This window comes from Clostridium sp. AM42-4 (assembly GCF_003480105.1).
GTDB lineage: Bacteria > Bacillota > Clostridia > Lachnospirales > Lachnospiraceae > Brotaphodocola.
This window is the reverse complement of sequence record NZ_QUIK01000002.1, coordinates 224,231-248,518: the sequence shown is the minus strand read 5'-3', so window position 1 is coordinate 248,518 and position 24,288 is coordinate 224,231. Positions and strand designations below refer to the sequence as shown.

The following is a 24,288-nucleotide window of genomic DNA, read 5'->3' as shown; positions in this document are numbered from 1 at the left end:
TTGCCTCTCGGCAACTCACACGACCTTTATCATATATTTAACAACATGATTTCTACAGCCTCGCAATGCGATTTCGGCACTTTGACAAAAAAATATCGTTAAAAAAATGTTATTCTTTCATTTTCACTATGGAGTTTTTTGGGCAAAAGAGTATGATGTTAGCAGAGCGCTTATGACAGATATAATAAAATACCTATAGAATGGATACTTATATATTGAGTATGAGTGCAATCAAAAAGACAAGGAGGAGCAAGATGGATACCGTGATCAAGAGGATATCGGAGATTGAAAAAGCTGCTGTGACCGTCATGGATGATGCCGCTGCACGCAAGAAAGCGTTTGCGGCTGAGATGGAAGAAAAAACACGGCAGTTCGACCAGACAGCAGATGCCGAGACAGAAAAAAAGGTGCAGGATCTTCGTCAGGAGATGGAAAGCCGGATGAAGTCTGAATTGTCTGAGCAGAAGGCACAGGCTGAGGCGCAGCTTGTGCGGATGGAAAAAAATTATGAGCTTCATCATGAAACGTATGTGAAGAAGTTGTTTCAGGAACTAATAAGGGAGTGATCGTATGGGGCTTTTGGCCTACAGCGGGATAACGACAAAGGTGCGGGCAATGGAAAGCCGTTTGCTGACGGCAGAAGAGTTTCGCCAGCTGGCAGAGCAGGAAGATGTCCGCAGCGCGGCAGATTATCTGAAACAGCAGCCAGCGTATGCGGAAGTGTTTGCCGGTCTGGACGATACGAAGCTGCACCGGGGGTATATTGAACAGATCCTGACCCAGTCGGAGTACCGCGATTTTACCAAGCTTTACCGCTTCTCCAGTGTGAAGCAGCGGAAATTCCTGGATCTTTACTTCCGGCATTATGAGGTGGAAGTGCTCAAGAAGCTTCTGCGGCATATGCTGGGCGGAAGGGAAGGACAGCCGGATCTGTCGGTGTTCCAGGAGTTTTTTGAGAAGCATTCCAATCTGGATCTCGAAGCACTTTGTAAGGCAAAAAATCTTGCAGAGTTTACCGATGCACTGGGGAAGAGCGCATACGGGGATCTGTTAAGGCAGCTGCTTGATAAGGGACAGACCAGTCTGTTTGACTGTGAGCTGCAGCTGGATCTGTTTTATTTTCAGTCTCTCTGGAAAGCACGGACCAAGATTTTGAGCAAAGCGGAGCGGAAAATCCTGGATGCATGCTATGGAAGCCGCCTGGATATTTTAAATATCCAATGGATCTTCCGGGCGCGGAGCTTTTACCGGCTTTCCCCGGCGCAGATTTATGCCTTACTGATCCCAGTCCATTACCGGCTGCGTGCAGAGACGGTAAAGCAGTTAGTCGAGGCGGAGGATGATGCGAAGTTTTTTGCCGTATTAAAGGAAACTCCGTATGGAAAACTGGAGACAGAGCAGACCGGCCAGATGCCGGATGTCCAGCTTTTATCAAAACAGATTTTAGACCAGATTTATGGCAAGACCGGGCGCCGCTATCCGCATTCTCCGGCGGTGCTGGATTCGTATCTGTATTTTAAGGAACAGGAGATGCGAAAGATCGTCACGGCGTTAGAGGGAATCCGGTATGGAATTTCCGCGCCGGAGATCATGGGGCTGATAGCAAAACAATAAAGGAACGCAGTGGGAAGCTTTGGGGTGCAATTTCGGAGGGAGTATTTGGAAATTGCGACCGAAAACGGAGCAGAACGCTGCAGACAGGAGGAATTACTTGTGATAGAAAAAATGAAGTTTTTGAGTATCACAGGTCCGAAGGATGATATTGACCGGGTGGTGGAGCAGTATCTCTCAAAATATGAGATCCAGCTGGAAAACGCCCTGTCGGAGCTTAAGACGGTGGCAAGCCTTAGGCCGTATCTGGAGATCAATCCTTACAAAGCGGAGCTGCAGACAGCAGAAACGCTGATGAAGGAGATTGATGGAACGGCCGGAACCGGGACAAATGTGACACAAAAACTTTCCGTAGAAGATGCCGTTAACACGATCCATAGCCTGGATGAGCAGTTAAAGTCACTTCGGACAAAGAAGGAAGCACTGGAGAAGCAGGCATCGGACATGGAGCAGTCCATGGACCGGGTGATCCCGTTTACGGATCTGAATTATGACCTGAAGGACATTTTACATTTTCAGTATATCAAATTCCGGTTTGGACGCATGACGCATGAATATTACAACAAATTCATGGATTATGTGTACGATACCATCGATACGGTGGTGCACAAATGTCAGGAAGATGCAGAGTATGTGTGGCTGGTGTATTTTGTGCCGGAGCCGCTCTGCGATAAGATCGATGCAATTTACGCATCGCTGCATTTTGAACGGTTTTTCCTGCCGGACGAGTATGAGGGAACCCCGGTGGATGCGACCCATGAACTGGAGCATCAGCTTTCCGGAGTCTATGAAGAGATCCGCGGGATCGATGAGCAGTTTCAGAAGGTGCTGGCTGCACAGGCAGACAGCCTTAGAGCCGCTTGCCGGAAGCTGGAAACCTATTCCAGAAATTTCGATGTGCGCCGCCTTGCTGCCTGCACAAAGGATAAGGACCACACCTTTTATATTTTGTGCGGCTGGATGAGCGAGACAGATGCGAAGGCTTTCCGCAAGGAACTGGAAGAGGATGATAAGACTTTCTGCTTCGTGGAGGAAGATCATGGAAACATCATGAGTAAGCCGCCGACCAAGTTAAAGAATCCGAAACTGTTCAAGCCGTTTGAGATGTTCATACGCATGTACGGACTTCCATCGTATGAGGAAATCGACCCGACGGTCATTCTCGGTCTGACTTACTCGTTCTTATTTGGATTTATGTTTGGCGATGCGGGACAGGGCCTGTGCCTGATGCTTGGCGGTTACCTGTTATACCGGGCAAAGAAGATGAATCTAGCGGCGATCATTTCCTGCTGCGGTTTCTTCTCGACCATATTTGGATTTTTATTCGGCAGTGTCTTTGGATTTGAAAATATCATACAGCCGTTGTGGCTGCATCCGAAGACAGCGATGACGAACCTTCCGTTTGTTGGAAATTTGAATACCGTGTTTATCGTAGCGATTGCCATGGGCATGGGAATTGTTCTGATGACGATGGTTTTGAACGTCATCAACAGCCTGAGAAGCCATGACACGGAAAAGGCATTTTTTGATACCAACGGCATTGCAGGTATCGTATTCTACGGTGCACTGGCTGTCACGATCATTCTGTACATGAGCGGACATACGCTTCCGGCTACGGCTGTGCTGATCGTGATGTTTGTCCTGCCGCTTCTGGTGATCTTCTTTAAGGAGCCGCTTACGGCACTGGCTGAGAAGCATGCGAAGATCATGCCGGAGGAAAAGGGCATGTTTTTCGTGCAGGGTGTATTTGAATTGTTTGAAGTATGCTTAAGCTATTTTTCCAACACCCTTTCCTTTGTCCGTGTGGGCGCGTTTGCAGTCAGCCATGCAGCGATGATGGAAGTGGTCCTGATGTTAGCCGGTGCCGAGGCGGGAACGCCGAACTGGCTGGTGGTCGTCCTAGGCAACCTCTTCGTGTGCGGCATGGAAGGACTGATCGTTGGCATCCAGGTACTCCGTCTGGAATATTATGAGCTGTTCAGCCGTTTCTACCGGGGAACCGGGCGGGAGTTTAAGCCGTACGGAAGACAGAATTAGCGGAAACTCTAACATATCTGGGCTGGTAGTACTGGAAAAGGGCTGGAAGCCCGGGCAGCCTGGGCAGCAGACAACAGACAAAACAACAAAAGATATTCACAATAAAAAAGGAGAATCAGATCATGACTTTATTAGCAAAAATCACACTGGCAGCAGCATTAATCCTCAGCATTGCAGTTCCGTTTGGCGCGTTTGCAGCAGGAGAGAAAACGAGAGGACGTTATAAGACCGCCATCGGCGTAAATGTATTTCTGTTTATGGCAACCATTGGTGTGGCTGCGGGACTCATGTTTACCGGTCATGCATTTGCGGCAGAAGAAACTGCCAAGGCAGTCAACAGTGCAGCAGGCTGGGGCTATCTGGCAGCAGCACTTTCCACCGGTATGAGCTGCATCGGCGGCGGTATTGCCGTATCCGCAGCAGCATCTGCCGCACTGGGAGCGATTAGTGAGGACGGCTCCATTCTTGGTAAATCCCTCATCTTCGTTGGTCTTGCCGAAGGTGTCTGCCTGTACGGACTAATCATTTCCTTTATGATCCTTGGTACCCTGTAAGATGAAGATGTATCTGATCAGTGACAACATCGACACCTGGACCGGCATGCGGCTCGCCGGTGTGGAAGGTGCGGTGGTGCACGAAAAAGAGGAATTGAAGGCAGAACTGGATAAGGTCCTGGCCGACAAGACGATCGGAATCGTACTGCTGACAGAAAAATTCGGGCGGGATTTCCCGGAACTGGTCAATGAGGTAAAGTTAAACTATCGCCAGCCACTGTTTGTAGAGATTCCGGACCGTCATGGAACCGGCCGCAAGCCGGACTTTATCACGGCCTACGTCAACGAAGCGATCGGGCTGAAATTATAATGCAAAAAGGAAGGTGACCAATGTGACCACCGAGGAAAAATTACAGCATTTTCTGGACACCTGCATGGAAGATGCCAGGGTTCGCAGCGGACGGATGCTGGATGAATATATGTCCGCACTGGAAAAGACATTTGAGGAACATAAAGCCGATACCCGCAGACGTGAGAAGCTGCAGCTGCAGCAGGAAACGGAGAAGATCGAGCGGGAGATCAACAAACAGCTGGCGGTAGGGCAGATCGATATCCGCCGGATGCTGGGGCAGAAACAGGAAGAATTAAAAGACAAGCTGTTTGTGGAGTTAAAGGATATGCTGGCGCATTACCTGGAGACGCAGGACTACCAGAAGCTTTTGGAGCGCCAGGTGAAACATGCGGTAGAGTTTGCGGGGCAGGATCCGGTGATCATTTATCTGGATCCGGTCGATGAGGATAAAGTAAACCGCCTTGCGCTTCACAATGGAAACGCGGAATTCCGCATCAGCGAGTATTCTTTCACCGGAGGAACCCGGGCGGTAATCCCGTCGCGCCATATCCTCATTGATAATTCCTTCCAGACGAAGCTGGAGGAAGCCAGGGAGAAGTTCCACTTCGACTTAAGCCTGACAGAAGGAGGAAATGGAGATGTCTAAGACGGGTGTGATCTGCGGGATCAACGGCCCGATCGTCCATGTGAAAGGGGACGCGGGCTTTACCATGAATGAGATGGTCTATGTAGGCCATGAAAATCTGGTGGGCGAAGTCATCGGCTTAAAAGCCGGGGATACCATTATCCAGGTTTACGAGGAGACAGCCGGGATCCGGCCGGGTGAGCTGGTAACCGGAACCGGTGCGCCGGTGTCCGTTACCCTGGCACCGGGCATCCTGACCAATATTTTTGATGGAATCGAGCGACCATTAAGTGAGATTGCGAAAAGTGGCGGCGCGTACATCAGCCGCGGCGTGAATGTCAGCGCACTGGATACCGAAAAGAAATGGAAGACCCACATCACCGTGAAAAAAGGTGACCGGGTATACGGGGGCACGATCCTTGCGGAGGTGCCGGAGACTCCGGCAATCCTTCATAAGGTCATGGTGCCGCCGGATAAGGAAGGCTATGTGCTGGATGTGGTGGAAGACGGAGAATACACGATCAACGATCCTCTGGTAACGATCCAGCATTTTGACGGCACTGAAGAAAAGCTGACGATGACCCAGAAATGGCCGATCCGTGTGGCAAGACCGACGGCAAAGTGTTTTCCGGCAACCCAGCCGCTTGTGACCGGCCAGCGTATCCTGGATACGCTGTTTCCGCTGGCAAAGGGCGGTACGGCGGCAATTCCGGGCGGATTTGGTACCGGAAAGACCATGACCCAGCATCAGATCGCAAAGTGGTCGGATGCGAACATCATCATTTACATTGGCTGTGGTGAGCGCGGAAACGAGATGACACAGGTTCTGGAGGAATTCTCCGAGCTGATCGACCCGAAGACCGGAAATCCGCTGATGGACCGCACTACCCTGATCGCGAACACGTCCAATATGCCGGTGGCAGCCCGTGAGGCGAGCCTGTATTCTGGTCTGACGCTGGCAGAGTATTACCGGGATATGGGTTATCATGTTGCGATCATGGCGGATTCCACCTCCCGTTGGGCAGAGGCTCTGCGTGAGCTTTCCGGACGTCTGGAGGAGATGCCGGCGGAGGAAGGCTTCCCGGCTTATCTGGCATCGAAGCTGTCTGCCTTTTATGAGCGTGCCGGTATGATGCAGAATTTAAACGGAACTGAGGGAAGCGTGACGATCATCGGTGCGGTATCGCCGCAGGGCGGTGATTTCTCCGAGCCGGTAACGCAGAATACCAAGCGTTTCGTGCGCTGCTTCTGGGGGCTGGACAAGAGCCTGGCTTACGCGAGACATTTCCCCGCCATTTCCTGGCTGACCAGTTATTCTGAGTACTTAAACGATCTCGGTCCGTGGTACACGGAGCATGTCGATAAAAAGTTTGTGGACTACCGCAACCAGATCGTTTATCTGCTGTCCCAGGAGAGCAGCCTGATGGAGATCGTGAAGCTGATCGGCGGCGATGTCCTGCCGGACGACCAGAAGCTGATCCTGGAGATCGCCAAGGTGATCCGCGTGGGCTTTCTGCAGCAGAATGCCTTCCACAAGGACGATACCTGCGTCCCGATGGAGAAGCAGTTTAAGATGATGGAGATTATTCTGTACCTGTACCGGAAGTCCCGTTCCCTGATCTCGATGGGCATGCCGATGTCAGTATTAAAAGAAGATCCGGTCTTTGACCAGGTCATTGCCATCAAGTACGATGTACCGAACGATAACCTGGCAATGCTGGATGATTATAAAAAGAAGATTGATGCCTTTTATGACGGCGTCATCGAGCGGAATGCATAGGAGGGCTGTGACATGGCAATTGAATATTTAGGTTTGAGTGCGATCAACGGCCCCATGGTAGTGTTAGAGGGTGTTTCCGGTGCGGCTTACGACGAGATCGTGGAGATGACGGTCGACGGGAACAAACGGAAGCTGGGCCGTATCATTGAAGTATACGAAGACAAGGCGGTGATCCAGGTCTTTGAGGGAAGCGAAGGCATGGGACTGAAAAATGTCCATACCCGCCTGACCGGTCACCCGATGGAGCTTGGCGTTTCGGAGGAAATGCTGGGTCGTACCATGAACGGAATCGGCGTGCCGATCGACGGACTGGGCGAGATCTTGCCGGAAAAGATGCTGGATGTCAACGGAAAGCCGTTAAACCCGGTGACCCGTGAGTACCCGCGTAACTACATCCGTACCGGAATCTCTGCGATTGATGGTCTGATGACCCTGATCCGCGGTCAGAAGCTGCCGATCTTTTCCGGCAACGGACTTCCGCATGACCAGCTGGCGGCGCAGATCGTGCAGCAGGCATCGTTGGGCGATGATTCCGACGAGCAGTTTGCGATCGTCTTTGCGGCCATGGGCGTGAAACACGATGTGGCAGAATTTTTCCGCCGGACGTTTGAGGAGAGCGGTGTTTCCTCCCACGTGGCGATGTTTATGAACCTGGCAAACGACCCGGTGGTCGAGCGTCTGATCACGCCGAAATGTGCGCTGACTTTAGCGGAATATCTGGCATTTGAGAAGAACATGCACATCCTGGTCATTTTGACGGATATGACTTCGTTTGCAGAGGCGATGCGTGAGGTGTCCTCTTCCAAGGGCGAGATCCCGTCCCGAAAAGGCTTCCCGGGCTATCTGTACAGCGAACTGGCAGCGCTTTATGAGCGCGCCGGAATTGTAAAGGGTGTGAACGGATCCGTGACCCAGATCCCGATCCTGACCATGCCGAACGATGACATCACCCACCCGATCCCGGACCTGACCGGTTACATTACGGAAGGTCAGATCGTTCTGGACCGGGAGTTAAACGGTCAGTCGGTTTACCCGCCGATCAACGTGCTGCCGAGCCTGTCTCGTCTGATGAAGGACGGCATCGGCGAAGGCTACACCCGTGCGGATCACCAGGCAGTGGCAAACCAGCTGTTTTCCTGCTATGCCAAGGTGGGCGATGCGAGGGCGCTGGCATCCGTCATCGGCGAAGATGAGCTGTCCCCGCTGGATAAAAAATATCTGGTCTTTGGCCGGGAGTTTGAGCACCGCTTTGTCGGACAGGATCCCCATGATAACCGGAATATCATAACCACCTTGAACATTGGCTGGCAGCTTCTCGGACTTTTGCCAAAAGCGGAGCTCGACCGGATCGATACGAAGATCCTGGATCAGTATTACCGGCCGATGAAGCTGGATGAGAACGGGGATCTGGTGGCTGAGGAAACAGAAAAGAGCGCGGTGGCTGGCACGGTCGTGACACCAGCCCAGGTCGAAACAGCGCGGCAGTAAGGGGGAATCTGTATGAATCCGAATACCTTTCCTACCAAGGGCAATTTGATTTTAGCAAAGAATTCCCTTGCCCTGGCGAGCCAGGGTTACGAGCTGATGGATAAAAAGAGGAACATCCTTCTTCGGGAACTGATGGGCCTGATCGACCAGGCAAAGGACATTCAGGCAGAGATCGATACCACATTCACGGAAGCCTACAAGGCACTTCAGAAAGCCAATATTGAGCTTGGTATTGGTTTTATCCAGGATATCGCTGCGACGATTCCGGTGGACGATACCATCAAGATCAAGACAAGGAGTATCATGGGAACGGAGATTCCACTGGTACAGCATGAGCCGGTGCCGCTGACACCGGGCTATGCCTTCGCAAGCACCAGTCCGGCGCTCGACGAGGCGCGGATGCATTTTGAGAAGGTGAAGGAGCTGACGGTAAAGCTTTCCATGGTGGAAAATTCCGCTTACCGGCTGGCGTCCAGCATCCGCAAGACCCAGAAACGGGCGAATGCCTTAAAGAACATCACCATACCGACGTACCAGAGTCTGGTTACGACCATCGGCAATGCGCTGGAGGAGAAAGACCGTGAGGAGTTTACGCGGCTGAAGGTGATTAAAAGAACAAAGACAGGGTAAATGATATCCTATGAAACTTATTCTTCAGGCTGTTTTTCTGGCAGACACTTCACAGAAATTGTGAACTGTGATAAAATATAGGTCAACTGGGGTCTCAAACTGGGGAACCCCTTTGACATTTACCACAGGAAGTGAGGTCAGAATTTTGACAACTGGAAATACAAAAAGAAATTGGAAAAGAAAAGTACAGTGCGTGAGTGCGGCGCTTCTCATGGCTGGTCTTCTGGCGGGATGCGGCGCAGCCCAGACAGCAAACCAGGCAGAGAGTGAGACCACCGAGGAAAACCTGGTTCTTATGGAAGAGACCTTGCCGCAGACCGCGGCAGATGAAACGGTCATGGCACTTTCACCGGATGGTCCGCTGCTTCCGTCTGTAGAGGGCGTGGATGCGGAATACAGTGAACCGATCCCGGATTACCTGCGCATCGGTGAGAAACATCCGATCGTTTTAAAGCTGCAGCAGCGCCTGATGGATTTAGGCTTTATGGATAACGATGAGCCGACGGATTATTATGGTGAGGTAACCCAGAGTGCGGTCAAGATCTACCAGCGTCAGAACAAACTGGCGCAGGACGGTATCATCGGCCCGGATACCCTGGAGGCGATCCTTTCCCCGGATGCCAAGTATTATGCGGCGCAGAAGGGCGATGAGGGTACCGATATCACCCGGATCCAGAGCCGTCTGTATGAGTTGGGCTATCTGGCGAGCGACAGTCAGGTGACGGGCAGTTTTGGTGACGCGACCGAAGAGGCGGTCATGAAGATGCAGAGTGTCAATGGTCTGGACCAGGATGGTAAAGTCGGAAGAAAGACCATGAATCTTCTTTACAGTGAAGACGTGAAGGCAAACATGCTGGCATACGGCGAGAAGAGTGATCTGGTCCTGGCGGCGCAGAAGCGCTTAAAAGAGCTGGGCTATATGACCACGGAGCCGGACGGCAGCTACGGAAACGATACGATCATTGCGGTAAAACAGTTTCAGTCCCGGAATGACCAGGTTGTGGATGGTTACCTTGGACCGGCAACCCGTGTCGCATTGAACAGCTCGGATGCGGTTCCGAACGGCTTAAGCCTGGGTGATAGCGGCGATAATATCCAGCGTGTCCAGAACCTGTTAAGCAAGTTAGGCTACTTAAAATCTGCAAATGTAACTGGCTATTACGGTGAGGTGACGGAGAATGCAGTCAAGCTGTTCCAGCGCACCAACGGACTGAGTGCAGATGGTACGGTCGGCGTCATGACTATGGCAAAGCTGACTGCAGGGGATGCCAAGAAGGCACCGGCACAGCCGAAGACCAGCACCAGCAAGAACAACAGCAAAAACAATACGACCAGTGGCGGAAGTAAGAAGGGAAGCTCCGGAAGTACTTCGGTTCCGAATACCGGTGGAGCCAGCGGCGGTGCAAGTGCCCTGATCGCAGTGGCAAGCTCCAAGCTTGGCTGCCCGTATGTATGGGGCTCTAAGGGACCGAACTCGTTTGACTGCTCTGGTTTCGTATACTGGTGCTTAAACCAGGTAGGTGTGCGCCAGAGCTACATGACTTCCTCCGGCTGGAGAAATGCCGGAAGATATACCAGAATCAGCAGCTTCTCAAGTCTGCGTGCCGGAGACATCATCGTAGTAAGCGGCCATGTCGGAATCGTGGCAGGCGGCGGAACCGTAATCGATGCTTCCTCCGGTAACGGTAAGGTGGTACACCGTTCCTTAAGCTCCTGGTGGGCAAATAACTTCATCTGTGGATGGAGAATCTTCTAAAATAACAGGAATAACAGGATCGAAAAGCCAGAAATCAGAAAATGGGTTTCTGGCTTTTGTATTGTTCCAAATAAAAAACTTTTGGAAAAAATAATTGACAAATCAAAAAATGGGACTATAATGGCAGTTATTCAAAGAGTTGACATTCCATCAGTCTCTACGAAAATACTGACTGAGGATTGAAACAAACAAATGCGACGAACAGGACAAGGCTTTTTTGCCAGAACCGTTTTCAGAGAGCTTCCGGCCGGTGTGAGGAAGCAGCGGGGCAAAGAGGTTATCCCCTGCAAGCAGCTTGTCTGAAATGCAAACATAGTTTGTGTGTTATGCTTTGTGCAACACATGAGCAGCAACGCTCCGGTGATACCGGACGTTAAGCGAAAGTAAGACGGGACGGAAACCCACCGTTAACCGGGCGCGTATTCCTCCGGACTGAGAGACGGAAGGATATGGTCAGAGTGGCTGGCAGTATGTCAGCAAGGGAAGTGGTAACGCGGAGCGCATCCGGTAATATTGTGGTAACTATGCCTTCGTCTTCCTGCAGAAAAAGTTCTGCGGGGAGACGGAGGCTTTTTTGTTGCGATACATTTACAGGAAAACTGCAGGTGGCTGCTTCTGTGGCTGCGTCGCATATCAGAGATTCATCCGCGGTCTGTTTGCTGATTTCCCGCGTTGCATAGTTTTGAGAGGAGAGAACAATTATGAATACACTTGTTATCGTTTTAATCGCAGCTGTGTGTCTCTTCTGTGGATACACATTTTATGGCCGCTGGCTTGCAAATAAATGGGGTATCGATCCGAAGGCGAAGACCCCAGCCGTTGCTTTAGAGGATGGACAGGATTACGTGCCGACTGATGGCTGGACCGTTTTTGCGCATCAGTTTTCTTCTATTGCAGGTGCAGGCCCTGTCACCGGTGCCATTCAGGCAGCAGCATTTGGCTGGGTTCCGGTTCTTCTGTGGGTCATCCTCGGAGGCATCTTCTTTGGTGCGGTAACCGATTTTGGCGCCCTGTATGCAAGCGTAAAGAATGAAGGTAAGTCCATGGGACTTCTGATCGAGAAATACATCGGCAAGACCGGACGGAAGCTGTTCCTTTTGTTCTGTTGGCTGTTTACCCTGATCGTTACCGCTGCTTTTGCTGATATGGTTGCGGGCACATTCAATGCTTACACCGTAACCGATGGAGTCACTTCTTTATCTCCGGCAGCACAGACGAATGGTGCAGCAGGTTCCATTTCCCTGATGTTCATCGTGTTCGCTATGGTATTTGGTCTGATGCAGAAGCATCTTCACCTGACAGGCTGGAAAGAAACGCTGGCCGGACTGGCATGTACCGTTGCTGCTTTTGCAGTCGGCATGGCATTCCCGCTGGTTGCCGGCAAGGACACCTGGTCTTATCTGACCTTTGCATATATCTTCCTGGCAGCCGTTATGCCGATGTGGCTTCTGATGCAGCCGCGTGATTTCATGACAACCTTTATGTTTGCTGGTATGATTGTCGGTGCCGTAGTTGGCCTGGTGGTTGCACACCCGACCATGAACCTTCCGGCTTACACCGGATTTAAGAATGCCAAGATGGGAGATATGTTCCCGATCCTGTTTGTGACGGTTGCATGCGGAGCGGTTTCCGGATTCCACAGCCTGGTTTCCTCAGGAACCTCTTCCAAGACGATCTCCAATGAGAAAGATATGCTGAAGGTTGGCTATGGCGCCATGGTATTGGAGAGCCTGCTGGCTGTCCTGGCTCTGTGTGTTGCCGGTGCGGCAGCTGCAGCAGATGGTACCGCAGCAACCGGAACCCCGTTCCAGATCTTCTCCGCCGGTGTTGCAGGATTCCTGGAAATGTTTGGCATCCCGGTATATGTAGCACAGTGCTTTATGACCATGTGCGTTTCCGCACTGGCATTGACCAGTCTGGATTCCGTAGCTCGTATCGGGCGTATGTCCTTCCAGGAGCTGTTCTCCGTTGACGATATGGAGCATGCAGAGAGCTGGAGAAAGCTGTTATGCAACAAGTACTTCTCAACTGTGGTAACCCTGGCCTGCGGCTTTATCTTAACCAAGATCGGTTACTCCAACATCTGGCCGCTGTTTGGCAGTGCAAACCAGCTGTTAAGTGCCCTGGTATTGATTACTTTATGTGTATTCTTAAAGGTAACCGGAAGAGAAAACAAGACATTGTTCCCGCCACTCATCATCATGCTGTGCGTAACCTTTACTGCCCTGGTCGAGAGAACCGTTGCACTGGTTCAGGCGTTCGGCGCAGGAACCGCAGTCTTTATGGTGGAAGGCTTGCAGCTGATCATTGCGATCTTACTGATGGTTCTGGGTGTGATCATTGTGTATACATCCGGGAAAGAGCTGTTTCAGAAAAAAGGCGTGAAAAATGTGCAGGTGAAAAACGCGTAGAAAATAGAATTTGAAAGACAACAAAGACGCAGGTCACAAAAATGTGGCCTGCGTCTTTTCGTGAATCAGACAGATTATGCTGGCTGTTCTGCTTTTTTTACCGGGAATCCCACGCGCACTTTGAACAGATCCCCGTCGATCAGGATCTCAAAGGTTCCGCCCTGAAGCTTTGTCAGGCTCTGGGCGATGGAAAGGCCAAGGCCGCTTCCCTCGGTGGTGCGGGAGACATCGCCGCGGACGAAACGTTCGGTGAGTTCTTCACCCTGCACGTTTAACGGGTTTGCAGAAATGTTCTTAATGGTGAAGTAAACTTTATCGTCTTTCCGCTCCAGATCGGTGTAGACGCGGGTGTGCTCCATGGCGTATTTGAATGCGTTGTTGTAAACATTTTCGAGGACACGCCACAGATGGCGGCCGTCTGCCTCGATGAGGATGCTGCTTTCCGGAAGTGTGGAAACCAGTTCCAGATTGCGGGTGGCAAACTTCTCCTCGAACTCGCCGTTGGTCTGCCAGATCATCTCTACGATGTCCAGGGTTGTCATCTCCAGCTTGACGTTGCCAGAGCTTGCCTTGGAGGCTTCGACCAGGTCTTCGGTCAGGTTTTTAAGACGCTGGGACTTCTGATCCAGGACTTTTAAGTATTCCTGGGCACGTTCTCCCGGAATCTGTTCCCGCTTTAGCAGGTCGACATAGTTGATAATGGAAGTAAGCGGTGTCTTGATGTCGTGGGAGACATTCGTGATCAGGTCAGCTTTTAAGCGTTCGCTCTTGACCTGCTCCTGAAGGGCACGCTCCAGTCCGGTTCCGATGCTGTTAATCATATTGCCGATCTTTAGCTCTTTTCCGTCGAGCCCGGCCAGATTCATCTGGTAGCTGGTATCGCCACCGGCGATTTTTTCAATCGCATCTGCAATCTGGTCTTCCTGGCGGGACTGTAAAAACAGCCGGTGGAAGGTCTGGTAATCCAGAATGACCAGCAGAAGAAAGCTGAGGATGCCGATGACCTGGGCAGCTGTGTGGGCGCGGAAATAGATGCACACAAACAGAATGCCGGTTCCGAGAAGCTGTGCGGAGATAAAGGCCAGAAACAGGCAGGAAAGTCTTCGGGAATAAGTCCGATTCGCAAAGTACAGATTGAGGTTTTCCTGCACATGATGAAGCATACTGTTGGTCCAGAGCTGGCGACTTTTGTAACGCCGCAGCATGCTGAATGCGCCAGTCATACAGCAGCCGTAAATGATCACGGCACGCAGCATGCGCTCGGAAAAGCTCCAGGCTGCGTCTGCGGCTACCAGATGGATCAGCGGGTAGCCTATCTTTTCTGCAAGAAACAGCATGAACATGGTGCTGACTGCAGTCAGGAGAATGCCGCTTTCGGTGGTGATCATATCAAAACCGTGCAGATACGGGTTTGTGCGGTCTTCTGTGCGGTAGCCGGATACCAGGATCAGGTAGTATAAGGTGACCAGGCAGCCAATGATGCCAAGAGCCAGACAAAACATGGCTTCCACAAAACGTCCGCGCAGATGGCGGTAATCGGCCGCCTGTCTGGCGTAGATGTCATCGGAATCGTAATGGGTGTTTACGGCAACCGTCATATGATAGCGGTCAGCATCGTTTACATTCAGCTGCTCCAGCTGGGATACGACGTTTTTGGGCAGCTCGTCTAAATTGCTGTCGATCAGGATGGAGCTGCTGTCGACGGAGCAGTAGCGTCCCATGGATCTTAACTGGGCATCGGTCAGATCCCCGGCATTGGAATATTCGGAAACTACGGTTTCATCATCCTGATAGGTGATCCGGAAAAGAAAGTTTGAGGGATTGGATAACAGCCGGTAGTTTACGATGTAGTATTCGCTTAAACAGTTTAATACCTCCTTGGAAAGATCCAGAAGGGAAGAAAAGGCATCGCCGGGTTCCTTTAATGTAGCATCCGGGTCGTAGGCGCGCCAGTATACCACCTGGTCCTTTGCGGTGGAAGCGTCATCGTAGATAAAAAGGTCGTTGACTACTTCAAACTGGTCGTTTAAATAAAAGCCCTGGCTTTTTGCGTAACGCAGGACCTCCTCTAGGGTATAGGTGATTTCCGGGCCGTTGTCGCGGCTGACGGCAAACATTTCCTTGGATAGGTCCAGATTGCCGTCGGTTTCGAAGACATCCCGGTAGGCAACATATTTAAACACATGGTCCAGGTCTTCCTGAAACTGTTCACGGAAGGCATCGGAGTCATCGTAGCGGCGGTCTAAGATCCAGGAAACGCCGGAGCCGATACTGGTGTTTAAATACATGACGCTGATGGAAAGCACCGTCATGAGTAAAAACAAAATGTGCAGGAATACCGCAATATTTTTTTTAATCCGCATGGAATAATCTTTTAGTCTCATGGGCGGCTCCTACTGTTTCTCAATCTTGTAGCCGACACCCCAGACTACCTTTAAGTAGCGCGGCTCCCGCGGATTGATCTCGATCTTTTCGCGGATATGGCGGATATGTACAGCAACGGTGTTGTCTGCGCCAATGGCTTCCTCGTTCCAGATCTGCTTGTAGATTTCGTCGATCGAGAAAACCTTGCCGGCATTTTTGGTCAGCAGCAGAAGGATGTTGTACTCGATCGGAGTCAGTTTGATGGGTTCATCATCGACAAATACTTCCTTGGTGTCATCGTTGATGGTGAGACCGCCGCATTTGTAGACGTTTTCATTGCTGCCCTGGTTCATGTTGCCAAGCTGGGTGTAGCGGCGCAGCTGGGATTTGACTCGGGCTACCAGCTCTAGCGGGTTGAACGGCTTGGAGAGGTAATCGTCTGCACCAATATTTAAGCCAAGGATCTTGTCGGAATCCTCGGATTTTGCAGAGAGGATGATGATGGGAATGCTGCTGGTCTCACGCACCTTTAAGGTGGTGCGGATGCCGTCCAGCCCCGGCATCATGACATCGATGATCATCAGATCAGCGTGTTCGGTCTCTAAAATTTTTAAGGCATCGTAGCCATCGTAGGCTTTTAAGATACGGAAGCCTTCCCCGGTTAAGTAAATATCTATCGCGTCGACGATCTCTTTATCGTCGTCACATACTAAAATGGTCTGCATGGAGTCCTCCTTTGATGTGGAATGCAGTCAGCTGCATCCGTTTTTTGCCGCCGGGTTTCTGGAAATGGCGGCAGCGTTACTTTTAGTATATATCAAAAAGGGTCTTACCGCAATCGGCAAGACCCTCTTCTTTTTATTACGATTTCTGTAAGATTGCACAGAACGTAATAAGATTTTCCTACTGGTAATCACATACATTCAGCCAGCTTTGAAGCAGTTCCTTCTCTTCCGGACGTTTTTTCGTGAGCTGTGCCGCAGCTACCAGAGGCAGCCACTGCTGGACATAGCGTTTGGCGGTACCGGTCTTTTCACAGAAGAGATCCATGTACTTTTCCGCTGCTGCCTGATCGGTCAGGCAGAACAGAAGATAGGTTCTGGCTACATCTGCGCTGGCATTGCCCTGGGCTGCGTGAACCCAGTCAACCACATACATGGTGCCGTCTTCTTTTACGATGATGTTGTCCGGCTGGAAGTCTCCGTGGCACAGTTTGGCGTGTTTTGGAGTGCTGTCAAGGCGGGTGAGAAGATCGTAACGGTTGACGGGATCTAATTCTTCCATCTCAGAGATCTGCCGCGCCATTTTGTCTTTTAACTTGTTCAGTAATGGACAGGTCTTGGAATGAATCATCAGCTGCAGTTCAACCATCTGATTCAGATATTCGTCGCGCTTATCCGGGTTCTCCGCCATAAGCTCTTTGAGTGTCTTACCTTCGATGTAGTCCCTGGTAATGGACCAGCAGCCGTCTTCCTCGACAGAAACTGCCTGGATGGACGGGATGTTGATGCCGCCAATGGCTTCAACACGTGCGTTGATCAAAGCTTCGTTTAAAACCTCTGCTTTTGGGAAGCCCTTGCAGAACACTTTTACCGCTTTATCGCCATCGCGATAGACACTTTTGGTCGCGTTTTTGGATATTAACTCTCTTGCCATACGAAACTCTCCTTCCTTATTTATGATGCTGATGCTTGCCGACAGGTTGATAACCGGATCACCAGGTAGGCTGTACGTAACGGTTACTGCATTTTCACAATTACGTCGGTTCCTATTTTACTACAAAGCTGGAAGAATGTCACCAACTTTTTGATAATTATTTAACGAAATATTAGACGTATTATTTCTTTTGCACAGGAGCTGTCTGGTGCTGAAAGAAGCCGTTTGCCAAAGCAGCGTCTCAGGAGAAGCGGAGAATCGCAGTTCCGTATGCCGGAAGCGGCAGGGATACGGAATATGGCTGTCCATCGCATTCGGATTTGACGGCCTTGAAAACAGGAGCTTTTTCGCCTGTTTTGTAGGCACCGTGCTCATTATCCAGGATCAGTGTATAATTGCCGCGTTTCGGAACACCGACCCGGTAATCCGGACGGGCTACCGGAGTAAAGTTGCATACGAACAGCAGGCTCTTTTTATGGTTTCTCGCATAGCGAACGAAGCTGTAGATGCTGCGGTCACCATCGTTGGCATTGATCCAGGAGAAGCCGTCCCAGTCATCGTCGGCTTCATAAAGTGCCGGATATTTCTGATAAATATGTAACAGGTCACGCACGTAATGCTGCAGGTTGCTGTGCAGGTCTTCCTCGGTCAGATGCCAGTCCAGGCTGACCTTTTCGTCCCACTCGTGGAGCTGGCCGAAATCCTGTCCCATGAACAGAAGCTTTTTGCCCGGATGACCCAGCATGAAAGTGTAACCGGCTTTCAGGTTTGCGAATTTATCCCCGAAGAGACCAGGCATCTTGTTGATCATGGAGCATTTTAAGTGAACGACTTCATCGTGGGAGAGTACCAGGATAAAGTTTTCGCTGTTAAAGTAGGTAAGACCGAAGGTCATCTTGTGGTGGTTGAATTTGCGGAAGTACGGGTCCAGCTTCATATACTCCAGGAAATCGTGCATCCAGCCCATGTTCCACTTGAAGGTAAAGCCCAGTCCGCCTTCCTTCGGATCGTGGGTGACAAGAGGCCATGCGGTGGATTCCTCAGCAATAACCATGGCACCGTGACCGCGCTGCACGACAATGCTGTTTAAATGGCGAAAAAATTCAATGGCTTCCAGGTTCTGGTTGCCGCCGTACTGGTTGGCAACCCACTCGCCGTCCTTGCGGCCGTAGTCCAGATAGAGCATGGACGCAACCGCATCTACACGCAGGCCGTCTACATGGAACTGCTCGATCCAGTAGAGTGCGTTGGCGATCAGGAAGTTGGAAACCTCGTGCTTTTCATAGTTGAAAACCTTGGTGCCCCAGTCCGGATGCTCGCCTTTTCGCGGGTCCGGGTACTCAAAGAGGGCCTGCCCGTCGAAATCTGCAAGGCCGTGTGCATCCCGCGGGAAGTGTGCTGGAACCCAGTCCAGAATGACGCCGATGCCTTTTTTGTGCATGTAGTTTACGAAGTATTTAAACTCCTCCGGCGTGCCGTAACGGGAGGTCGGGGCATAATAGCCGGTTACCTGATAACCCCAGGAGCCATCGTAAGGATGTTCGGCAATACCCATAAGCTCCACGTGGGTGTAGCCCATATCTTTGACGTAAGCGGCGAGCTCTGCGGCTGCCTCTTTATAGGTATAGTAACCATCTTTTTCCGGGCGGTTTTTCTTTTTCCAGGAGCCCAGATGCACCTCATAAATGCTCATGGCCGCTTCACGCGGATTGGTGCTTTCCCGTTTCTGTATCCAGGAAGCATCGCTCCAGCGGAAGAAGTCGTGAAAGGCGGTGATGGAAGCCGTACCAGGCCGGTATTCTGCGTACTGGGCAAAAGGATCGGCCTTGAAGATGACTTTGCCGGTCTGGGTCGTGATGGCAAATTTATAAAGCTCTCCCGGCTTGATGCCAGGAATGAAACGTTCGTAAATACCGGAGGTTTCCAGTACCTGCATTGGGCAGGCATCCGGATCCCAGTTGTTGAAGTCGCCTACAACACTGACGGATGCGGCATGAGGAGCCCAGACCGCAAAATAATAGCCGTCCTTCCCCTCATAGGTTTTCGGGTGCGCACCGAGCTTGTTATAGATCTCATAATGGGTGCCTTCTCCGAAGAGATAACGGTCACCGGCGGTGATAAAGCCAGTTTCCGTCTGCTTTTTCTTATCTCTGACTGCCATAAGGTTAGTCCTCCCTGATCTTTAAGACAACACTGCTGTTGCCCGGTAATGTAAGGTTTAATTTTCCGTTCTCAACTGGAATGATGGAACCGTCCATCAGATTTTCGGCTTTGGAGGCATGCAGCGGGACCGGAACCGAAAGGTGGCTTTCCTGGTCGTCACTGTTAGCGGCAGTCATGCAGATGCTTCCTTGTGCGTGTCTTGCAAATGCATACTGCCGGTTTGTCAGCAGAAGCTCCTGGTAGCGGCCGCCATGGAATTCCGGGTTTTCCGTGTGGATACGGGCCAGCTTTGTGATCAGGTCTGTGAGGTCACAGTGCTTTGCCTCGCCTTCTTCCAGTGTAATATGTGGCCTGAGTGCAGCATCGCTTTCCTGGGTGCGGGTACCTGTGAGTTCCCATTCCCCGCCATAATAAATAGAAGGAATGCCCGGAAGGGTAAAGAGCAGTGTCCATGCTAATGGCAGGTGTGCCTTTTTATTTAATTTGCTGGCAATGCGGTTTTCGTCGTGATTGTCCAGAAATGTGTAAAGCTTTGTGCCGATGGCCTCTAGTCTCCGCACATTGTGGGCAATCTCAAAGAAGTTATGGTCGTTGAGTCCGGAGTACAGGCTCTTATGTAATTCGTAGTTGGTGACGGAATGGAGCATGCCGTCATTGACCCAGCGTCCGTATTCGCCGTGAATAACCTCGCCCATAAGCCAGAAGTCCGGTTCCATGGAAGCGGTTTGGGAACGCATTTCCTGCATGAATCCGAAATCCATGACATTGGCGCAGTCTAAGCGGATGCCGTCGATGTCGAATTCAGAGATCCAGAAGCGGATGACATCGAACAGATACTGTTTTACCTCCGGGTTCTGCAGGTTTAAGCAGGGAAGCTCAAAATGTCCCTGCCATGCCTCGTAACCGAAGCCGTCGTTGTAAGGGCTGTTCCAGCCAAAGTTAACCCCCTTGTACCAGCCGCAGTAGCGGGACTGTTCCCGGTTCTTCTGAATGTCCTGAAAGGCAAAAAATTCGCGGCCAGTGTGGTTGAATACCCCGTCTACCACAACCTTAATGCCAGCTTTGTGGCAGAGCTCTGTGAAATGACGGAAGCCTTCATTGGTGCCGAGACGGCGGTCTACGAGGCGGTAGTCACGGGTGTCGTATCCATGGGAGGAGGACTCAAAGAGTGGTCCGATGTAAAGTGCGGTGCAGCCTAGCGCTTCCATATGGGGAACCCATTGGTCCAGTTCAGGGAAGCAGTCAGCTGCGGCGTCTTCGGTGTTGGCAAAGGGTGCCCCCAGCATACCAAGCGGATAAATATGATAAAACACTGCTTTTTCATACCATGATGCCATAGATAACAAGTCCTCCTGTTGTAATTTTTCGTGTAAAAATCGTAACTGTCCAGTACCTTCACAGTTACTAAAACTCTAAATTCTCCAGCAGCTTGAAGCGCCGGAGCAGAAACTGATAGCGGAGCCAGACCGCGTTCAGCTCGTAGATACAGCAGTCGATCAGCGGTGGGTCCGTCACCTGGTCAAACTGGTTTAATAAGGATTCCATTTTGTACTGCGTCTGGTGGATTTCGGCTTTCAGTCTTACGTTTTCACGCGCCGCAGCCTGTCGAAACTCCCTGCGCGTGAAGGACATTCCATTCTTTTTCATGGGTTTAAACACTCCTTTTAGAGTGTAGTATCTGGAATGTATGGAAAAATTATGCGTAAGAAATAACACTTATTCCTGGCTGAAAATCTCTTCAACCAGATAACCCAGTTTCATAAGCTGCCTTGTGCAGTCCATAAAGGTGAGACGGTAGTAATTAGAAGTACCGGACTGGGTGACTTCCACCAGTCCGCAGCTTTTCATGATCTTTAAATGATGGGAGATAGCCGGTCTGGACAGGTTTGTCTGCCGGGTGATCTCGTTTACGTTCAGCCCTTCCGCATGGCCGTTCTGGGAGGCGATACACAATGCTTCGATGATGTTTAAGCGGACCTCATCTCCGAGGGCGATAAACAGCGGCATGCAGCTGTGAAACAGTTCCTGTAGTTCTTTGGAGTCCGCCATAAAAACCTCCTTTGGTTTAAAAAATTGAACTAAGCTCATTCTATCACGAATGATTGTTCATGTCAACCAAAGCAGGTGGGAGAAAAAGGATGTTTTTCGTCAAAATGTTACATGATACGAGGCGCTTGAGCTGGAAAAACGGTCCGTGACTGTGAAGGTACGGGATTGTTATGAAAACAAAAAAGCCGCCAGGCCTTTGAGGCCGGCGGCGGTGTGATCGTGTGGAAGTGCAGCGAACAGAGGAAGATTTATTTGTCGAAATCTGTCTCAAATACACCTTCCGGGGTGCGCATGGTGAGAACGCCAAGATTAAACTCCTCATCCGAGATGGTGATGTGGTATTCAAATACGACATCCTCCTCAAATTTGGAGAGCAGTACATAATCTCCATTTTCCTTGCCCTCGATCTGGTCGCAGATATCGTTGTAAACAGCTTCACCGGAAATTTCCCTTGGGTAGCCGGACTCTTTGATCTTTGCTTCGATTGCTTCGTATAATTCGTTCATGTTCATACTCCTTTTGGTTGATCTGTTTTTTTGATTTGGGGTCTGCCTGCGGGTGCGGACAGACAGAAGAAGTAAGGCTGCTGTTTGCACAACGCGTGAACAGTAACATAGCAGCAGTTACAGACAGTATAGCATTTGGAAGGGAAACTGTCTATTTGTTGTTTGGTTGTGCAAATTTTGTCGAATTATGCAGCTGGTCTTCGTTGACGGTTTCTCTTAACATCGGGTATGATAGGGGCACGATCGCAGCATCGTTCTGATGCAGCATTCACTTGTAACTGTGCAGCCATGAAATATGTGGCTATAAAGCATGCGGCCATGAAGCATGCGGCCACGAAATATGCAGGTGCGAAGCAGTTACTGGGATTCATAAGGTTCTGAAGATGCATGATTTTCAGACATCAGCCATTTCGGCAGAATATTCACTTAGGTATTTACCAGTTGTGAATGGAAAGAAGGGGGTGGTCTTTTATTGCATACGGGGCAGACAATCTGGTTTTGTGCGCAGGAGTGACACTGTGTGCATGGACGGACTGGAAATATGGGAAGGTGCAAAATATCTGGCTCATGCTGCTTGCGTTTGCGGGTGTATTGCAGCGGGGAATTGGTTTCTTTTCCGGTGCCACATTGTTTCTGGTGTTTGGCATGGCATTGTTCCGGTTCCGGTTCATGGGAGCGGGGGATGGAAAGCTGATGGCAGTGATCGGCGGATATCTGGGAATAAAGGCAGGCTTCTATGCAGTGGCACTGGGCTTTTTCACCGGTGCAGTCTGGAGCTTATGGAAAATGAGGAGACATGGCCTGGCGGCAGAGCGTTTTTGCTATCTGCGAAATTATGTGGTAAGCACATGGGTGAGCGGCGAGATCCGTCCCTATGACACGTTAGGGCAGGCCGATGCGCCGCACCATATTCCGTTCGCAGTTTGCCTGGCTGCAGGCGTGTGGGGATATGAGGCTGTTGTTTATTTTATTTCATAGGAAATTGCGTCCTATGAAACAAAAAGCGCTCCGCTTGGATGCGCACTCGGCGCAAAGGTGGATGGTTGCCAAAGCAACCGCGCCTCGGCGCGAGAATGTGCCAAGGCACATTCTTTCTTGTAGAAAATGGAAGCCTGTGAAAGAAAGGAGTTTTGAAAGAAAGCCGCCTGTGTAATGAGAAAGGCTGCTGTGGAAACTGCACATTGGCGTGGGCATGTGGCAGGGATCAGGCCAAGAGGTCACAGGATAAGGGGGATGAGTGAAATAAAAAAGATTATGGCGGTTTATGACGTGGACTCCAGGTATGCGGACCGGTTTGCAGAATTTGCAAACCAGAGGGAACAGGTACCGTTTCGGGTGGTGGCATTTACCAGTCTGGAGAAGCTGCGGGAATTTTCGGAGCGGGAGGAGATTGCGATCCTCCTGGTGGGGGACTCCGTCACGCAAGAAGAGCTGATCGGCATCCGGGCGGCGCAGATTGTGCGCCTTAGTGAGACCGGACTGGCAAAAGAAGGAGAAGCCGTGGTGTATAAATACCAGGCTTCGGACAGCCTTCTGCGGGAAGTGATGTCCTGGTACCAGCCACAGGAAATTCTGCCGCTTATGACGGTAACAGGCAGAAGAAGCCAGATCGTTGGTGTGTATTCCCCAATTGGCCGCTGCGGGAAAACAAGCTTTGCACTGACACTTGGACAGGTGCTGGCGCGGGATGAAAAGGTCTTGTATCTTACGCTGGAGGAATTTTCCGCATTGTCTGCCCTGACAGCAACGGTGTATACCAGCGGACTCTCAGACCTGCTGTATTATTACATCCAGCGGGAATACAGTCCAGTGCGTCTGGGCAGCGTGACTTACAACTGGGGTGGGCTGGATTATATTCCGCCGCTTACCAATGCGGAGGATAAAAACGGGATCAGCCAGGAAGTATTTACCGGGCTGATCCGGCGGATCGCAGCAGACGGTGCTTATGAAACCTTGCTTCTGGATATAGGAATGTTTTGCGGCGGGGCAGAGGAACTTTTGTCAGTCTGTGACCTGGTATATGTCCCGGTAAAGGAGGATGTCGTATCAGCTGCAAAGCTGGAGGAGTGGAAGGAATACTTAAAACGGTCCGGGCGCAGTGTGATTTGGGAAAAGCTGCGGTTTTTAAAGCTCCCGGGACCAGGGCAGGCTCTTGTCCGGGAAAATTACCTGGAGCAGCTTTTGTGGGGAGAGCTGGGAGACTTTGTGCGGGAATTAAGATAAGGAGGAAAAACCAAAACCCCGTTGCCGGGCATATACATGTGAAGGATAACAATTTTGTGGGGAGGTGATAGATGTGGCTTTGACAAATGTGGGAGTGGACCATGCGGCAGCGGGAAGTGACCCGCGAGAACAGGAGAAAAATC

At 50.9% G+C, this 24,288-nt stretch carries 21 protein-coding genes; 13 read left to right on the top strand and 8 right to left on the bottom strand.

What is annotated here, in order from left to right:
- Nucleotides 1-254: 254 nt before the first annotated feature.
- The 11 genes from DW922_RS02495 to DW922_RS02445 all read left to right on the top strand — a co-directional run bounded on the left by DW922_RS02495 (nucleotide 255) and on the right by DW922_RS02445 (nucleotide 13,184).
- Nucleotides 255-566, top strand: a complete 312-nt coding sequence (locus DW922_RS02495; RefSeq protein WP_118543125.1) for an ATPase — start codon at nucleotides 255-257, stop codon at nucleotides 564-566.
- 4 nt (nucleotides 567-570) lie between these two features.
- Entirely contained in the window at nucleotides 571-1,614 is a 1,044-nt protein-coding gene (locus tag DW922_RS02490; RefSeq protein ID WP_118725694.1) for a V-type ATPase subunit, read from the top strand.
- Between the two features lie 99 nt (nucleotides 1,615-1,713).
- Nucleotides 1,714-3,648 carry a V-type ATPase 116kDa subunit family protein gene (locus tag DW922_RS02485; RefSeq protein WP_118725740.1) on the top strand — a complete coding sequence of 645 codons (1,935 nt, stop codon included), beginning with the start codon at nucleotides 1,714-1,716 and terminating at the stop codon, nucleotides 3,646-3,648.
- 122 nt (nucleotides 3,649-3,770) lie between these two features.
- Nucleotides 3,771-4,202: an ATP synthase subunit C gene (locus tag DW922_RS02480; protein WP_118718605.1), complete on the top strand. Its 432-nt coding sequence runs from the start codon at nucleotides 3,771-3,773 to the stop codon at nucleotides 4,200-4,202.
- Nucleotide 4,203: 1 nt separating this feature from the next.
- Nucleotides 4,204-4,512 (top strand): V-type ATP synthase subunit F, encoded by a 309-nt coding sequence (locus tag DW922_RS02475; RefSeq protein ID WP_118543128.1) that lies wholly within the window; start codon nucleotides 4,204-4,206, stop codon nucleotides 4,510-4,512.
- Nucleotides 4,513-4,534: 22 nt separating this feature from the next.
- On the top strand, nucleotides 4,535-5,140 hold the full coding sequence (locus DW922_RS02470; protein ID WP_118543129.1) for a V-type ATP synthase subunit E: 606 nt from the start codon (nucleotides 4,535-4,537) through the stop codon (nucleotides 5,138-5,140).
- Nucleotides 5,133-6,899 carry a V-type ATP synthase subunit A gene (locus DW922_RS02465; RefSeq protein WP_118725693.1) on the top strand — a complete coding sequence of 589 codons (1,767 nt, stop codon included), beginning with the start codon at nucleotides 5,133-5,135 and terminating at the stop codon, nucleotides 6,897-6,899. The genes DW922_RS02470 and DW922_RS02465 overlap by 8 nt, the downstream gene beginning before the upstream one ends.
- A 12-nt stretch (nucleotides 6,900-6,911) precedes the next feature.
- Nucleotides 6,912-8,387 (top strand): V-type ATP synthase subunit B, encoded by a 1,476-nt coding sequence (locus DW922_RS02460; RefSeq protein WP_118725692.1) that lies wholly within the window; start codon nucleotides 6,912-6,914, stop codon nucleotides 8,385-8,387.
- 12 nt (nucleotides 8,388-8,399) lie between these two features.
- Nucleotides 8,400-9,017: a V-type ATP synthase subunit D gene (locus tag DW922_RS02455; RefSeq protein WP_118725691.1), complete on the top strand. Its 618-nt coding sequence runs from the start codon at nucleotides 8,400-8,402 to the stop codon at nucleotides 9,015-9,017.
- A 145-nt stretch (nucleotides 9,018-9,162) separates the two neighbouring features.
- Nucleotides 9,163-10,773, top strand: a complete 1,611-nt coding sequence (locus DW922_RS02450; protein WP_347560250.1) for a peptidoglycan-binding protein — start codon at nucleotides 9,163-9,165, stop codon at nucleotides 10,771-10,773.
- A 701-nt stretch (nucleotides 10,774-11,474) separates the two neighbouring features.
- A complete protein-coding gene (locus DW922_RS02445) occupies nucleotides 11,475-13,184 on the top strand; it encodes a carbon starvation CstA family protein (RefSeq protein WP_118725690.1) in 1,710 nt (569 codons plus the stop codon).
- A gap of 74 nt (nucleotides 13,185-13,258) precedes the next feature.
- Here the strand turns inward: DW922_RS02445 and DW922_RS02440 are convergent, their stop codons facing one another.
- From DW922_RS02440 to DW922_RS02405, 8 genes are all read right to left on the bottom strand, one after another.
- Nucleotides 13,259-15,568 (bottom strand): HAMP domain-containing sensor histidine kinase, encoded by a 2,310-nt coding sequence (locus DW922_RS02440; RefSeq protein ID WP_118725689.1) that lies wholly within the window; start codon nucleotides 15,566-15,568, stop codon nucleotides 13,259-13,261.
- Nucleotides 15,569-15,577: 9 nt separating this feature from the next.
- Nucleotides 15,578-16,273 (bottom strand): response regulator transcription factor, encoded by a 696-nt coding sequence (locus DW922_RS02435; RefSeq protein WP_118725688.1) that lies wholly within the window; start codon nucleotides 16,271-16,273, stop codon nucleotides 15,578-15,580.
- Between the two features lie 178 nt (nucleotides 16,274-16,451).
- On the bottom strand, nucleotides 16,452-17,204 hold the full coding sequence (locus DW922_RS02430) for an aminoglycoside phosphotransferase family protein (RefSeq protein WP_118718611.1): 753 nt from the start codon (nucleotides 17,202-17,204) through the stop codon (nucleotides 16,452-16,454).
- A 241-nt stretch (nucleotides 17,205-17,445) separates the two neighbouring features.
- Nucleotides 17,446-19,365 (bottom strand): 1,4-alpha-glucan branching protein GlgB, encoded by a 1,920-nt coding sequence (gene glgB / locus DW922_RS02425; protein WP_118725687.1) that lies wholly within the window; start codon nucleotides 19,363-19,365, stop codon nucleotides 17,446-17,448.
- A gap of 4 nt (nucleotides 19,366-19,369) precedes the next feature.
- Nucleotides 19,370-20,704 (bottom strand): alpha-amylase family glycosyl hydrolase, encoded by a 1,335-nt coding sequence (locus tag DW922_RS02420; RefSeq protein ID WP_118725686.1) that lies wholly within the window; start codon nucleotides 20,702-20,704, stop codon nucleotides 19,370-19,372.
- Nucleotides 20,705-20,771: 67 nt separating this feature from the next.
- A complete protein-coding gene (locus DW922_RS02415; RefSeq protein ID WP_243031983.1) occupies nucleotides 20,772-21,014 on the bottom strand; it encodes a DUF2508 family protein in 243 nt (80 codons plus the stop codon).
- Nucleotides 21,015-21,083: 69 nt separating this feature from the next.
- A complete protein-coding gene (locus DW922_RS02410) occupies nucleotides 21,084-21,416 on the bottom strand; it encodes a metalloregulator ArsR/SmtB family transcription factor (RefSeq protein WP_118543139.1) in 333 nt (110 codons plus the stop codon).
- Nucleotides 21,417-21,664: 248 nt separating this feature from the next.
- Nucleotides 21,665-21,922, bottom strand: coding sequence for a hypothetical protein (locus tag DW922_RS02405; RefSeq protein ID WP_118718613.1), 258 nt, complete (start codon nucleotides 21,920-21,922; stop codon nucleotides 21,665-21,667).
- A 447-nt stretch (nucleotides 21,923-22,369) separates the two neighbouring features.
- Between DW922_RS02405 and DW922_RS02400 the strand changes: the two genes are divergently transcribed.
- Both DW922_RS02400 and DW922_RS02395 read left to right on the top strand, forming a co-directional pair.
- Nucleotides 22,370-22,900 (top strand): A24 family peptidase, encoded by a 531-nt coding sequence (locus tag DW922_RS02400; protein WP_118718614.1) that lies wholly within the window; start codon nucleotides 22,370-22,372, stop codon nucleotides 22,898-22,900.
- A gap of 255 nt (nucleotides 22,901-23,155) precedes the next feature.
- Nucleotides 23,156-24,145 (top strand): hypothetical protein, encoded by a 990-nt coding sequence (locus DW922_RS02395; RefSeq protein ID WP_243031982.1) that lies wholly within the window; start codon nucleotides 23,156-23,158, stop codon nucleotides 24,143-24,145.
- Nucleotides 24,146-24,288 lie beyond the last annotated feature (143 nt).